The sequence below is a fragment of the Actinocorallia aurea genome (assembly GCF_054783995.1).
In genome coordinates, this window is record NZ_BAAGPQ010000012.1 from 265,219 (window position 1) to 279,032 (window position 13,814).

The 13,814-nt window shown below is 73.7% G+C and carries 13 protein-coding genes; 7 read left to right on the plus strand and 6 right to left on the minus strand.

Annotated elements, in window-relative coordinates; all coding sequences use genetic code 11:
• The first annotated feature begins 39 nt into the window (after positions 1-39).
• Positions 40-1,518, plus strand: coding sequence for a SulP family inorganic anion transporter (locus tag ACYVOM_RS13750; RefSeq protein ID WP_460303712.1), 1,479 nt, complete (start codon positions 40-42; stop codon positions 1,516-1,518).
• An 18-nt stretch (positions 1,519-1,536) separates the two neighbouring features.
• On the opposite strand, the gene ACYVOM_RS13755 is transcribed toward ACYVOM_RS13750, so the two are convergent.
• Positions 1,537-2,676, minus strand: a complete 1,140-nt coding sequence (locus ACYVOM_RS13755) for a helix-turn-helix domain-containing protein (protein ID WP_460303713.1) — start codon at positions 2,674-2,676, stop codon at positions 1,537-1,539.
• 127 nt (positions 2,677-2,803) lie between these two features.
• Here ACYVOM_RS13755 and ACYVOM_RS13760 point away from each other — a divergent pair, with 127 nt between their 5' ends.
• Genes ACYVOM_RS13760 through ACYVOM_RS13775 form a run of 4 tightly spaced genes read left to right on the plus strand, consistent with a single transcriptional unit; the run spans position 2,804 to position 7,042 of the window.
• On the plus strand, positions 2,804-4,159 hold the full coding sequence (locus tag ACYVOM_RS13760) for a flavin-containing monooxygenase (protein WP_460303714.1): 1,356 nt from the start codon (positions 2,804-2,806) through the stop codon (positions 4,157-4,159).
• Complete coding sequence (locus ACYVOM_RS13765) at positions 4,156-5,010, plus strand: SDR family NAD(P)-dependent oxidoreductase (protein ID WP_460303715.1); 855 nt, start codon at positions 4,156-4,158, stop codon at positions 5,008-5,010. The genes ACYVOM_RS13760 and ACYVOM_RS13765 overlap by 4 nt, the downstream gene beginning before the upstream one ends.
• Positions 5,007-6,329 carry an MFS transporter gene (locus ACYVOM_RS13770; RefSeq protein ID WP_460303716.1) on the plus strand — a complete coding sequence of 441 codons (1,323 nt, stop codon included), beginning with the start codon at positions 5,007-5,009 and terminating at the stop codon, positions 6,327-6,329. The genes ACYVOM_RS13765 and ACYVOM_RS13770 overlap by 4 nt, the downstream gene beginning before the upstream one ends.
• Entirely contained in the window at positions 6,326-7,042 is a 717-nt protein-coding gene (locus tag ACYVOM_RS13775; RefSeq protein WP_460303717.1) for a TSUP family transporter, read from the plus strand. Before ACYVOM_RS13770 ends, ACYVOM_RS13775 begins: the two co-directional genes overlap by 4 nt.
• Positions 7,043-7,050: 8 nt before the next feature.
• Here the strand turns inward: ACYVOM_RS13775 and ACYVOM_RS13780 are convergent, their stop codons facing one another.
• The 5 genes from ACYVOM_RS13780 to ACYVOM_RS13800 all read right to left on the minus strand — a co-directional run bounded on the left by ACYVOM_RS13780 (position 7,051) and on the right by ACYVOM_RS13800 (position 12,028).
• Positions 7,051-7,869 (minus strand): lysophospholipase, encoded by an 819-nt coding sequence (locus ACYVOM_RS13780; RefSeq protein ID WP_460303718.1) that lies wholly within the window; start codon positions 7,867-7,869, stop codon positions 7,051-7,053.
• Positions 7,870-8,080: 211 nt separating this feature from the next.
• The gene (locus ACYVOM_RS13785; protein ID WP_460303719.1) at positions 8,081-9,076 is read right to left on the minus strand and encodes an ABC transporter substrate-binding protein; all 996 of its coding nucleotides are present in this window, start codon (positions 9,074-9,076) and stop codon (positions 8,081-8,083) included.
• A gap of 23 nt (positions 9,077-9,099) precedes the next feature.
• Positions 9,100-9,918 (minus strand): ABC transporter ATP-binding protein, encoded by an 819-nt coding sequence (locus ACYVOM_RS13790; protein ID WP_460303720.1) that lies wholly within the window; start codon positions 9,916-9,918, stop codon positions 9,100-9,102.
• Positions 9,915-10,979 carry a FecCD family ABC transporter permease gene (locus tag ACYVOM_RS13795; RefSeq protein WP_460303721.1) on the minus strand — a complete coding sequence of 355 codons (1,065 nt, stop codon included), beginning with the start codon at positions 10,977-10,979 and terminating at the stop codon, positions 9,915-9,917. The genes ACYVOM_RS13790 and ACYVOM_RS13795 overlap by 4 nt, the downstream gene beginning before the upstream one ends.
• Complete coding sequence (locus tag ACYVOM_RS13800; protein WP_460303722.1) at positions 10,976-12,028, minus strand: FecCD family ABC transporter permease; 1,053 nt, start codon at positions 12,026-12,028, stop codon at positions 10,976-10,978. Before ACYVOM_RS13800 ends, ACYVOM_RS13795 begins: the two co-directional genes overlap by 4 nt.
• A gap of 176 nt (positions 12,029-12,204) precedes the next feature.
• Between ACYVOM_RS13800 and ACYVOM_RS13805 the strand changes: the two genes are divergently transcribed.
• Together ACYVOM_RS13805 and nhaA are read left to right on the plus strand one after the other, a co-directional pair.
• Positions 12,205-12,384 carry a hypothetical protein gene (locus ACYVOM_RS13805; protein ID WP_460303723.1) on the plus strand — a complete coding sequence of 60 codons (180 nt, stop codon included), beginning with the start codon at positions 12,205-12,207 and terminating at the stop codon, positions 12,382-12,384.
• Positions 12,385-12,534: 150 nt separating this feature from the next.
• Complete coding sequence (gene nhaA, locus ACYVOM_RS13810) at positions 12,535-13,806, plus strand: Na+/H+ antiporter NhaA (protein WP_460304363.1); 1,272 nt, start codon at positions 12,535-12,537, stop codon at positions 13,804-13,806.
• The last annotated feature ends 8 nt before the right edge of the window (positions 13,807-13,814 follow it).

The following is a 13,814-nucleotide window of genomic DNA, read 5'->3' on the forward strand; positions in this document are numbered from 1 at the left end:
GGTGCCGGCCGTGCTCCGATTCGTAAGGTAGTCCGTCCGTTGCCCAGTTCGCTGTCCCTGCCCCGCCCGGTGCGGCCGTCGCCGAAGGTGTTGCGCACCGAGGTGCTGTCCGGCCTGGTGGTCGCGCTCGCGCTCATCCCCGAGGCGATCTCGTTCTCCGTCATCGCCGGGGTGGACCCGTCGATCGGTCTGTTCGCCTCGTTCACCATGGCCGTCACCATCGCGATCGTCGGCGGGCGGCCCGCGATGATCTCGGCCGCGACGGGCGCGGTCGCCCTGGTCATCGCGCCGCTGAACCACGAGCACGGGCTGAGCCATCTGGTGGCCGCCGTCATCCTCGGCGGAATCTTCCAGATCGTGCTCGGGGCGCTCGGCGTCGCCCGGCTCATGCGGTTCGTGCCCCGCTCGGTGATGGTCGGGTTCGTCAACTCGCTGGCGATCCTGATCTTCCTCGCCCAGCTGCCCGAGCTGTCCGGCGTGCCGTGGGCGGTCTACCCGCTGGTGATCGGCGGGCTGGCGCTGATGGCGCTGCTGCCCAGGCTCACCGCCGCGATCCCGGCCCCGCTGATCTCCATCGTCGCGCTCACCGCCCTGACGATCGGCGCGGGCATCGCCGTCCCGACCGTGGGCGACAAGGGCGAGCTGCCCTCCTCGCTGCCCGTGCCCGGACTGCCCGACGTGCCCTTCACCCTCGACACGTTGAAGATCATCGCGCCGTACGCGCTGGCCCTCGCCCTGGTCGGGCTGATGGAGTCGCTGATGACGGCCAAGCTCGTCGACGAGATCACCGACACCCGCTCCGACAAGACGCGCGAGTCCATCGGCCAGGGCATCGCCAACATCGTCACCGGCCTCTTCGGCGGCATGGGCGGCTGCGCGATGATCGGCCAGACCATGATCAACGTCCGCAACGGGGCCCGCACCCGCCTCTCCACGTTCCTCGCCGGCGCGTTCCTCATGGTCCTGTGCATCGTGTTCGGCCCGATCGTGTCCGACATCCCGATGGCCGCCCTCGTCGCCGTCATGGTGCTGGTGTCGTTCGCGACGTTCGACTGGCACTCCATCGCGCCGAAGACGCTGAAGCGGATGCCCGCGGGCGAACTCCTCGTCATGGCCGTCACGGTCGCCGTCGTCGTGGCCACCCACAACCTCGCCATCGGCGTCGTCGTCGGCTCGCTGACCGCGATGGTCGTCTTCGCCAGGCGCGTCGCCCGCTTCGCCGACGTCACCGCGGTCACCGACCCCGACGGCGGCCGGGTCGTCTACGCCGTCACCGGGGAGCTGTTCTTCGCCTCCACCAACGACCTCGTCACCCGCTTCGACTACGCGGGCGACCCCGACCACGTCACCATCGATTTGACCGGCGCGCACCTCTGGGACGCCTCGTCCGTCGCCGCCCTCGACGCCGTCGAGGCCAAGTACGCCCAGCGCGGCAAGACCGTCGAGATCATCGGCCTCAACCCGCCCAGCGCGCGGATGCACGCCAGCCTCAGCGGCGAACTGTCCAGCGGCCACTGAACACCGGCGGGGCCCCGGTCAGGCGAGCCAGGTGCGGCAGAGCCACCAGGCGTCGACGGCGCCGAAGGTGGTGGCCGGGTCGACTCCGGTGACGTCGGCGAAGCGCTGGACGCGGTTGCGGACGGTGTTGGGATGGACGAACAGCTCCGCCGCCGCGGCGGTGACGTCGCGGTCGGCCAGGAGCCAGCCGAGGACCGCCGCGGCGACGGGGGCGGCGTTCGCGCCGAGGACGTGCCGGGCCTGCCGGTGCCGGTCGGCCAGCACCGCGGCGAGGTCGGGCCGGGAGGCCAGCGCCACCAGGGCGGGGACGTCCGCGACGTGTACCAGGCCGGTCCGGCCCGATGACTCGGCGGCGGCCAGCGCGTCCAGCGCGAGCCGTTGGACGGCCGGCAGCTTCTCCGGCTCGGTGGGCCCCGCGAGCCCGGCGAGTCCGGCGGGCCCGGTCGCGGCCTGCTCGACGCGGGCCGAGGGGGCCCGGGAGAGCACCGCCACGAGCGGCCCGTCGACCCGGCCGCACACGACCGGCGGCTGCGCGCGCAGCGCCCGCTCCAGCGCCTCGGCCGCCCGCGGCTCCTCGGCGCGGGCGACCAGCACCCACAGGCCTCCGTCGAGCGGAAGGCCGGTCTCGGCGGCGGCGAGAGCGGCGGCCGAGCCTCCTTCCAGGAGCCGGCGCAGGGTCGCGGTCTCCCGGCCGTCGGTGCGCCGGTCCTGATCGGCCTCGGCCGCGCGGTAGGCGGTGATCAGCCGGTGCCGCACGGTCTCGGCCCAGTCGCCGTACAGCTCCCGGGCGTCGAGCAGTAGCCGGGAGCCGACGCCGATGGCCGGGGCTATCTCGCGGGCGCGCGCCCAGATCGCGCGCTCGGCGACGTGGACCGCCGCCATCACCGCCTCGACCGGAACCCCCTGGTGGGCCCGGGCGGTGGCCAGGTCCTCCACGAACGACAGCTCCACCTCGGTGGGGCCCCGCCGGTCGGCCAGCGCGCGCGTCGCGGCGAAGATCAGGGCGCGGGTGTGGCCCGTCATGTCGGAGGGCGGCAGCACCGCGACCTCGCGCACCAACGCGCGAACCCCGGTCAGCACCGAGGGGAGCAGGTCCTCTTCCCCCACGACCCGCTCCACCAGCTCGACGACCGCCGCCCATTCCTCCTCGGAGTGCATCCCGCCATGATGCCGACGATTGTGGTGGACCACAACATGAGGCCCAATATCGGGAGTCATCCCCATACTCTCCGTGCTGATCAGGACCTACCTTGGAGCCCGCCACAACGCGGAGAGAAGGACCACCATGCCCACCACCCCACGGGTCGCCGTCATCGGCGCCGGAGCGGCGGGCCTCGCCGCCGCCAAGGCCCTGCTCGACACGGGCGCGGAGGTCGTCGTCCACGAGAAGGGCGACCGGCCCGGCGGGCTGTGGGCCCGGGACAACGCGAGCGGCCTGTCGCCCGCCTACGCCTCCCTGCACCTGAACACCAGCAAAGGCCGCACGGAGTTCGCCGATCTCCCGATGCCCGCCGAGTGGCCGGACTACCCGTCCGCCGACCGCGTCGCCGGATACCTCGCCGACTACGCCGCGAAGTTCGCGATCACCCCCCGCCTGCGCCTCGGCAGCACCGTCACCTCCGTCGAACGCGACACGGACGGCCGCTGGACGGTCGAGGCCGAGCCCGGCGGAGCCGAGAGGTACGACGCCGTCGTCGTCGCCAACGGCCACAACTGGGACCCCCGCCTGCCGGAGCCCGCCTACCCCGGCGTGTTCGACGGCGATCAGACGCACGCCCACGACTACCGCTCCGCGGAGGTCTTCCGGGACAAGCGGGTGCTCGTGGTCGGCATGGGCAACTCCGCGATGGACATCGCTGTGGACGCCTCCCACGTGTCGCGCGGACCGGTCCTGCTGTCGGCCAGGCACGGCGTCCACATCGTGCCGAAGTACCTGTTCGGCCGCCCGTCCGACGCCACCGGCGGCGCTCTCGCGGTCCTGCCGTGGCGGCTGCGCCAGCGCGTCGCCGAGACGATGCTCCGCCTCGCCGTGGGGACCCCGCAGAGCTACGGACTGCCCGCGCCCGCCGGTGGGCTCTTCCAGAACCACCCGACGATCAGCGACACGATCCTGCACCGGCTCACCCACGGCGAGGTGGTCCCACGGCCCGGGATCGAGCGCTTCGACGGAGACCGCGTCGTCTTCACCGACGGGACCGCCGAGCCCGTCGACGTGGTCGTCTGGGCCACCGGCTACCGGGTGACGATCCCGTTCCTGTCCGAGCGCTGGCTGGGCGCGGACCCCGAGGCGATGCCGCTGTACCAGCGCGTCTTCCACCTGGACGACCCGAGCCTCATGTTCGTCGGACTGATGCAGTCGACCGGCGCGGCGCTGCCCGTCGTGGAGGCCCAGGCCAAGCTCGCCGCCGCCTACGTCTCGGGCTCCTACGCGCTGCCCGACCCGGCGGGGCGGTGCCGCGCGGTGGAGAGCGCCCTGCGCCGCGCCACCGCCAGATGGGGCGGCGACCGGCGCCCCCACATGCGGATCGACTTCGACCGCTACGTCGCCGACGTCCCCAAGGAGATCAGGTCCGGCAGGGACCGGCTCCGGCGCGGCTCGACCCGCCCCTTCACCCCCGTCCGCTCCGAGGAGACCCCGTGAACCCGTCCTTCTCCCTTCTCGACGGCGGCCGGCGCGATCCGCGCGGGCTGCGCGTGATCGTCACCGGCGCGTCCGGCACGTTCGGCCGCGAGATCTGCGCCCGGCTGACCCGGCTCGGCGCCCATGTCGTCGGCCTTGACGTGGCCCCCCGCGACGACGACCCGGTGGAGGTCGTCGCCTGCGATCTGACCGACGACGCGAGCGTGCCGGCGGCGGTCGCCGAGGCCGTCGCCAGGCTCGGCGGGCTCGACCTGCTCATCAACAACGCGGGGATCGGCGGCCCGGCTCCGGCCGAGTTCCCGCCCGGCGCCGAGGTGAGCCGCCAGCTCGACATCAACCTGCTCGGCGTCTGGCGGGTCACCGCGGCCTGCGTCGAGGCGCTCGTGGCCTCGCGCGGCAGGGTCGTCATGCTGACGTCCCGGATGGCCGTCATGCAGCTCCCTCTCGCCGCGGCCTACGGCGCCTCCAAGCGGGCGCTCGTGGCCTACGCCGACGCGCTGCGCATGGAGATCGGCACCCATGTCGGCGTCACCTGCGTCTACCCGTCGATGGTGCGCAGCCCCATCCACGACTCCACCTCCGCGGCGGGCCTGTCCCTGGAGGGCATGAGCCGCTACGAGACGCTGGACGGCGTCGTCGACACGGTCCTGCGGGCGGCGCTCAGCCGCCGGGTCCGCCGCGACCTGCCGACCACGCGCCGCGGGGCCGTCGAGTTCTTCCTCGCCCGCCACCTGCCCGCGGTGACCGACCGGATCATCGCCCGCACCCTCGCCGCGCGTGCCGGCTCCGGCGCGTTCGAGGGCGCCGACCTGGCCGCCGGGGTCGTCGCGAGATCCGGGCCGCGCGCATGAGCGCCGGATCCCCGCGCACCGGCGACCTCGTCGCCTACTCCACGGGCTCCCTCGGCATGGGCGTCTGGGTGACCGTGCCCGGGCTGCTGCTGCTCTACTTCCTCACCCACACGCTCGGCGTCTCCCCGTTCCTCGCGGGCCTGGTGCTGCTGCTGCCCAAGGTCATCGACGCGCTCGCCCACCCCCTGCTCGGCACCCTCTCCGACAGGCGGGCCAGACGGGCCGGGCACCGGCGCGGCATGCTCCGGTGGGGGCTGCTGCTAGCCGTCGCGATGGCGGCGATGTTCACCGTGCCGGAGGGCCTGACCGGTCCGTCGGCCGCGCTGTGGGTCGGCGCCTGGTACATCGCGGGGAACCTGCTCTTCGCGTGCTTCCAGGTGCCCTACCTGACGACGCCGTCCGACCTGCGGATCGGCTACCACGAGCGCACCCGGGTCTTCATGGTCCGGATGATCTTCCTGACGCTGGGCCTGCTCGCGGCGGGCGTCGCCGCCCCGGCCATGGTCGTTGAGGGGGGCCGCGAGGACTACGGCCGAATGGCGCTGGTCCTGGCCGCGGCCATGGCGCTCACCGGATGGGTCGCGCTGCGCGGGGTGCGCGGCCTGACCGAGCGGTGCGGGTTCCGCACCCCCGACGCCCGCGACCACTCCTTCCTCGACGACGTCAAGGTCGCCTGGCGGGACCGCGACTTCCGGGCCCTCGTGCTGTCGTACCTGTTCACCGGCACCACCACGCACCTCTTCCTCGCCGCGGTGCCGTTCTACGCCGAGCACGTCCTCGACGACGACGGGCTCACCGCGGTGCTCATGGGCGCGTTCCTGGCCCCCGCGCTGGTCGCCGGCCCCGTCTGGCAGCGGGTCTCCCGCCGGATCGGCAAGCAGCGCGGGCTGCTGGCCTTCCAGGCGGCCTTCGTCGCGGGCTCGCTCGCGCTCCTGGCGGGCCAGCGGATCGGCGTCGCCGCCACCGTCGCCGTCGTCGCCGTGCTCGGCTGCGCCTTCGCCGGCCTTCAGCTGCTCGCCTTCTCGATGGTGCCCGACACGGTCGCCGCCGCCGAGGCACGGGGAGGCTCCCGTGCGGGCGCTTACACCGGGGTCTGGACGGCGACCGAGGCGACCGGCACCGCAGTCGGCCCCTACGTGTACTCCGCCGTCCTCGCCCTGGGCGGCTTCGTCTCCACCACGGAAGGGAACTCCGTGGCGCAGCCGGACACCGCGATCACCGCGCTGGTCGTCGGTTTCACCCTGGTCCCCGCCGTCCTCATGGCGGCGGCGCTCCTCCTGCAGCGCCGCTACACGCTCGACGGATCGGCCGCCCGATGACCGGGGGACTCCTCGCCCACGCCCACGTCCTCGCCCTCGCGGGCATCTGGTGCGGCGCGACCGTCCAGGCGGCCACCGGCATGGGCTTCTCGCTCGCCGCGGCGCCCGTGCTGGTCCTGTCCCTGGGGCCCCGCGACGGCGTCGCCGTCACCCTGGTGCTGGCGGTGCTCGCCTCCGTGGTGCCGCTCGTGCGCGACGGCCGCCACGCCCGGCCGCCCGACGTGGCGAGGCTTCTCGTGCCGACGCTCCTGTGCACCCCCGTGTTCGCCTGGGCGGTCCGCGGCCTCGACACCCATTACCTGGCCCTGGGAGCGGGCCTCGGCGTCGTCGTCGCGGTCGGCATACTGGCCCGCGGCGTCCGGTGGGCGTGGCTGACCAGGCCGTTCGGGGCGGTCGCCACCGGCGCCGCCAGCGCCCTGCTCAACGTCGTCGGGGGAGTGGGCGGGCCGCCGATCGGGCTCTACACCGCGCACGCCGGATGGGACGCGCGGACCACCCGGGCCAACCTCTCCCTCTTCTTCCTCCTGCAGAACCTCGCGACCGTCCTGCTGCTCGGCGTCGTCCTCCCCGGCCTCCCGGAGTTGGCGGCGCTGGCCGCCGGCACCGCCTGTGGAGCCTTCGCCGCCTCCCGCATGCCCGCCTCGACGCTCCGGGCGGTGGTCCTCGCGCTGTCCTGCACCGGCGGCGCGACGCTCCTCGTCACGGCCTTCTGACCGGCCGCTCAGGCGGCCGTGAGGTGCGCGTTCAGCCAGGTGACGATCTCGGCGAGGACCTCGGCCTTCTCGGGCTCGTTGTGGGGCTCGTGGTAGAGGCCGTCCCAGATCCTGACGGTCAGGTCAGGGGAGGAGACGTGCGCGCGGACGAGTTCGGTGGCGGCGACGGGCATGAGCCGGTCCTCGCCGCCGTGGACGAGGAGGAGGGGAAGGGTGAGGCCGCGGAGGCGGTCGGGCATGGCGGTGGCGGAGGTGAGGATCGCGGCGCCCGTGCGGGCGACGATCTTGCCGGTGTGGTTCAGCGGGTCGGCCTTGTAGGCGGCGACGACCTCCGGGTCCCGGCTCACGGCTTCGATGTCGAGGGCGAGGACGCCCAGGCCGGGCAGGAAACGGGCGAGAACGGGCGCGAAGGCGCGCTGGACGGCGTTGGACGCGCTCGTGTCCAGCGCGGGCGCGGAGATCACCGCCCCGGCGACCCGCGCGTGCGGCTCGCCCGTCAGGTAGCTGAGGGCGATCAGCCCGCCGAGGCTGTGCCCGTACACGAACACCGGCACGTCCGGGTGCAGGTCGGCGGCCTTGGCGACGAGCGCCGCGACCCCCGCGACCGCCGCGTCCATGCTCTCGATGTCGCCGCGCCTGCCGGGAGACCGCCCGTGCCCGGGATGGTCGACGGCATAGCAGGCGTACCCCGCCTCGTTCAGCCGCTCGGCGACATGCCCGTACCGCCCCCCGTGCTCATGCACCCCGTGCACGAACACCACGACCCCGACGGCCTCGTCGACCGGCCACCCCTGCCAGTACTGCCCGCTCTCCAGCCGACTCTCCACGCCCGCACCCTCCTCGGTTCCACACCGCCCACTCTGCTCCCGCGACGCTACAAGCCAGAACCCTCGGGCGCACCCTCCGGCTCCTCCGGGCGTCCGGCCACCGCCGGCCCGATCATGCCCGGACGAGGCCGATCCGCCCGTCGGCCGATCCGCGCGGACGCGCAGGGCCCCGCCGGAGGATCGGCGGGGCCCTGCGGGGCGGCGCGTGGGGTCAGGTGAGGGGCTTGGCTTCGGTGAGCCAGGCGGTGAGCTGCTCCATGTAGGCGGCCTGGGAGACGTAGTCCAGGGCGGGGGACAGCCAGGCGCGGACCTGGCCTGCGGTGAGGGCCGCGGCCTTGGCGGTCGTGGGCTGCTTCCTCATCTGGGCCTCGTCGTAGCCGGCCTGCTGGAGGAGCCACAGGTCGCCGCCGACCTGGCCGCCGTTCTCCCAACTGTAGTTGCCCCAGTAGTAGCCCTCGGGCTTCGGCTCGAAGAACTTCACGCCGAGGCTCGCGTACAGGCGAAGGCCCGGGTCGTCCTGGGCCTTGGCGACGCTGATGCCGTCGGCGTCGGCGTAGAGCGTGGTCACGGTGAGCGGGTTGGCTTCGGCGGCCTTGGTGAGGTTCGCCGACGCGGTGTCGTAGCGCTCCTTGCCCTTCGCGACGGTCGCGGCGTCCGCGCCGAGCGCGGTGGCGAGCCCCGTGGTGCGGTCGACGACGTCGCCGCCGTCTCCGCCCTGGATGATCGTGATGACGGGCGCGATGGCCTCGACCTGCTTCTGCTGGTCGAGGTCCTTGAAGCCGTAGTTCGGCTGGGTCTTGTCGATCGTGCCCGCGGCGTCCGACGGGAAGACCTCGGAGACGATGACGTCGGGGCGCGCGGCCGCGAGCTTCTCCAGGTCGAGTTCGCCGTAGACGGACCCGATCTCCTCGATGCCGGAGGTGTCGAGGCCCTCGTAGCGGGCGTCGTCGGCGATGGAGGAGTAGCCCCAGGCGGCGACGGGCTTGAGGCCGTAGTTGAGCAGGGGGACGACCTGGTCGTGGAATCCGGCGACGCGGGTCGGCTTCGCGTCGAGGGTGACGGTCCTGCCGAGGTCGTCGGTGAAGGACCAGGACGTGTCGGCGGCCTTCGTGTCGGAGGAGTCGGCGCTCTCGGAGGAGCACGCCGTCAGACCGGCGACGAGGACCGCGACGAGGGGAAGAATGCGAAAGTGTTTCTTGTTAGCCATCAGATTACTTAGCTTAGCCTAACCTAACTCAGACATGAGCTCGGGGTGCCGGTCTCCTCGTCCTCCTCCGGCACCACGAGCGGGGTCCCGGTCGCCGGATCGGGGATCACCCGCGCGCGCAGGCCGAACGCCCGCAGCAGGAGTTCCGGCTCCAGCACCTCGCCCGGGGTCCCGTCGGCGAGCACGCCGCCCTCGCCGAGGGCGACGATGCGGTCGGAGTAGCGCGCCGCCAGACCCAGATCGTGCAGCACCATCACGACCGTCGTGCCGGACTCGCGATTCACCCGGCGCACCAGGCGCAGCACGTCGAGCTGGTGGGCGAGGTCGAGGAACGTCGTCGGCTCGTCGAGCAGGACCGTCGGCGTCTCCTGGGCGAGGACGAGCGCGATCCAGGCGCGCTGGCGCTGCCCGCCCGAGAGCTCCGTGACGGCCCGGTCGGCGACCTCCAGCAGGCCGGTGTCGCCGAGCACGCGTTCCACGACCGCGTCGTCGGCGGGCGTCCATGGGCGCGCCCAGCTCTGGTGCGGGTTGCGGCCCCGCATGACGAGGTCGCGCACGCTCGTGCCGGGCGGGGCGACCGGGTTCTGCGGCAGGATCGCCAGCCGCCGCGCTACGGCCCGCGTCCGCGTCCTGCGCAGCGGCTGCCCTTCGAGGAGCACGGTGCCGGCGTCGGGGGCCAGGATGCGGCCGAATGCCTTCAGCAGGGTCGACTTGCCGCAGCCGTTCGCGCCGACCAGCGTCGTCACGGTGCCCGCCTCGATGCCGAGGTCGAGGCCGTCGAGCACGGTGCGGCCGTGGTAGCCGAGGCGCAGACCGCGCGCTTCGAGCACGGGAGCGGTCATGTCGTCTCCTTGCGGTTCCGGAGGAGCAGCCAGATCAGGTAGGGGGCGCCGATCGCGGTGGTCACGATGCCGACGGGGATGTCCCAGGGCAGGACGGCGCGGGTGAAGGTGTCGGCGAGCAGCACGAGGCAGGCGCCGACCAGCCCCGACAGCAGCAGCGGAGGCCGCGTGGCGCCCGCCGCGCGCACCGCGATCTGGGGGGCGACGAACGCCACGAACGCGATCGGGCCGCACGCCGCGACGGCGGCGGCGGTGAGCAGCACGGTCAGCATGATGACCGCGAGCCTGTGCCACTGCACGGGCAGCCCGACCCCGGAGGCGATGTCGTCGCCGAGGTGCGACACGGCGAGCGCCGCCGAGCCCGCGAGCGCGAGCGGCACGAGCACCGCGACGGCGACGAGCAGGGGGCGCACCCCGTCCCACGAGGCCCCGGCGAGGGAGCCGACGAGCCATTCCGCGGCGGCCGACACCTGGGTGATGCGCGCCCGCACCAGGAGGTAGCTCGTGGCGGCGTCCAGCACCGCGGCGACGCCGATGCCGACGAGGATCAGCCGGTAGCCCTCCACTCCGCCGCGCCAGCCGAGCCCGTAGACGAACGCGGCGGCGAGGATCGCGCCGAGCGCCGCCGCCGTCGGCACGCCGAGGCCCAGCAGCGCACCGCCCACGCTCTCGCCCCCGCCGCCGAGGAGGATCGCCCCGACCGCGCCGAGCGAGGCGCCGGAGGAGACGCCGATGACGTCGGGCGTGGCCAGCGGGTTGCGGGTGACGGTCTGCATGAGCGCGCCCGCGACGCCGAAGGCGAGGCCGACGAGGACCGCGGTGAGCACGCGCGGCATGCGGAGCCGGAGCACGATGAGCTCGTCGAACGCGTCGCCGCGGCCGGCGAGGGTGCGCAGGATGTCGGGCACGCTCACGCCCGCGCCGCCGACGGCGATCGCCGCGACCACGAGCGCGAAACCGAGGACGAGCGCCGCGCACGTCACGAGCAGGACGCGGGGACGCCAGGCGAAGCCGAACGGGCCTAGGAGGAGCCCGTGCCGGGTGGCGGTCGTGGAGGTCACAGGCTCACCAGCGATCTGCGGCGTGCGACCGCGACGAAGAACGGCCCGCCGATGACGGCGAGCACGATGCCCACCTGCACCTCGGACCAGCCGCCGATGAGGCGGCCGACGATGTCGGCGAGCAGCACGAGCAGCGATCCGACCAGCGCCGAGGCGGGCAGCAGCCGGCGGTGCCCGGACCCGACGAGGGCACGCGCCAGGTGCGGGACGACGAGCCCGACGAAGGCGATCGGCCCGGCCGCGGCCGTCGCGGCGGCGGTGAGGAGGGTGATGGCGGACAGGCCCACGCCGCGGGCCACCAGGAGGTTCTCCCCGAGGCCGCGGGCCAGCTCCTCGCCCAGCGCGAGATTGTCGAGCGCCCGGCTGTTGAGCGCGGCGAGCACGAGCCCTGCCGCGGCGAACGGCACCGTGGCCCACACCTCGTCGAGCTGGCGGCCGGACAGCGAGCCGACGACCCAGAGCTGGTAGGCCTGGAGGCCGTCGCGGTCGGCGAGGGTCAGCAGCGAGATGAACGCGGTCAGCAGCGCCGACACCGCGGTGCCCGCGATCGCGAGCGGCACGGGGCTCGCGGTGCCGCTCGCGGCGCTCGCGACGGCGAACGCCGCGACGCTGGCGACGAGCGCGCCGACCAGGGCGAAGCCGACGGACGCGCCGGTGCCGCTCACGCCGAACACGACGAGGCCGATGACGACGGCGAGGCCCGCGCCCGCCGAGACGCCGAAGAGTCCGGGGTCGGCGAGCGGGTTGCGGGTGTGGCCCTGCATGACCGCGCCGCCGACGCCGAGGCACCCGCCGACGATGAGGCCGATGACGGTGCGCGGGATCCGCGAGCCGTACACGACTGCGGCGTCCTCGCCCGAGCCCGGGTGCAGCAGCCCGTGGAGGACCGCGGAGGGATCGAGCCGGTTGCTGCCCAGCAGGACGCTCGCGACGCACACGGCGGCGAGCGCGCCGAGCAGTGCGAAGAAGACGACCGCACGCGCGGCGTTCTCGGGTCGTCGCCGGTCGGCCCGATGCTCGGGCTCGGCGGAGGCCAGGACTGGGGTCACGAAAAGTTAGCTTAGCCTTTCCTACGTATCGACCAGAAAGCGCGCCGACTCCCGTGACCTGCGATCGGCGTGCCCGAGGACCGCGTCGCCTTCTCCGGCTTCTGGAGGACCGACCGCGCCTGAGGCCCTGCGCCGCGGTTCACCCGTTCGCCACACCGCTGCGGGGGGCTTGCGGCATGACACAGAAGGACATGACCGCCCACGCGCGGGAGCTGTCGCTGGCCGTGACGGTGCACCGGACCGCCGGGCTGGAGGTGCTGCGCGCCGCGGGCGGGCGTGGTGAGGTGGCGATCGACGGGCCCTGGGCGCTGGCCAACATCCGCGGCTCCTTCGACTGGTCCCTCCGGCGCGCCTGAGCCGCTGATCCGCGGGCTGTTCGTGATCGTTTGTCCGGTAAAGTGGAGAAAGGTGTGCCGGGAAGTCTGGTCGGCGGTCTTGTTCGTGTTCACGAAAAAGGATCGGAGCCGATCTTGAGTGTCGACCGCGGTGCGCCGAAGCGGGGAGCGCTGTTCTCCCGGGGGACCTGGCCCGAGGCGCGGAGGATCGGCGAGATCCTGCGGGCCGAGACGGTCGGCGGGGTGCTGCTGCTGGCGGGCGCGGTCGTCGCCGTCGTCTGGGCGAACTCGCCCTGGGCCTCGTCGTACACGGCAGTGCAGGACTTCACGATCGGCCCGCACGCCCTGCACCTGGACCTGAGCCTCGCCGCCTGGGCCGCCGACGGGCTGCTGGCGGTCTTCTTCTTCGTCGCGGGTCTGGAACTGAAACGCGAGTTCGTCGCGGGCGACCTGCGCGATCCGCGGCGGGCGCTGGTGCCGGTCGCGGCGGCGTGCGGCGGCGTCGCGGTGCCCGCGGTCGTCTACCTGCTGGTCACGGCCGGCACGCCGGGCGCGTCCGGCGGCTGGGCGATCCCGACGGCGACCGACATCGCCTTCGCCCTCGCCGTTCTCGCGGTCCTCGGCCGCTGCCTGCCGACGGCGCTGCGGACGTTCCTGCTCACCCTCGCCGTGGTGGACGACCTGATCGCGATCGTCATCATCGCGCTGTTCTACACCGCCGACCTCGCCCCCCTCCCGCTGCTGGCCGCACTGGTCCCGCTCGCGGCGTTCACCGCCCTCGTCCAGCGCCGGGTCCGCGCCTGGTGGCTGCTGCTCCCGCTCGCCGTCCTCACCTGGGCGCTCGTGCACGCCTCGGGCGTCCACGCGACAGTCGCGGGCGTGCTGCTGGGCTTCGCCGTGCCCGTCCTGCGCCGCGACGGCGAGGACGGCCCCGGACTCGCCGAGCACTTCGAGCACCGGTTCCGGCCGCTCTCGGCGGGCTTCGCGGTGCCGGTCTTCGCGCTGCTGTCCGCCGGGGTGGCCTTCGGCGGCCTCTCCGGTCTGGGCGACGCCCTGCGCGACCCGGTGGCGCTCGGCGTCCTCGTCGGCCTGGTGCTCGGCAAGCCGATCGGGATCACGACCGCGACCTGGCTCGTCGCCCGCTTCACCCGGGCAGAACTCGACGAGGGCCTGACCTGGACCGACGTCTTCGGCCTGGCCCTGCTCGCCGGAATCGGTTTCACCGTCTCCCTCCTCATCGGCGAACTCGCCTTCCCCGCCCACCCGGAGACCGCCGACCTGGTGAAGATCGCCGTGCTCACCGCCTCGCTCACCGCCACCTTCCTCGCCGCCTTGGTCCTGCGCGCCCGCAACCGCGTCTACCGCCGCATCCACGCCGCCGAGACCGCCGACCAGGACCACGACGGCATCCCCGACGTCTACCAGGCCGCAGAGCCCTCCTGAATGCCGGG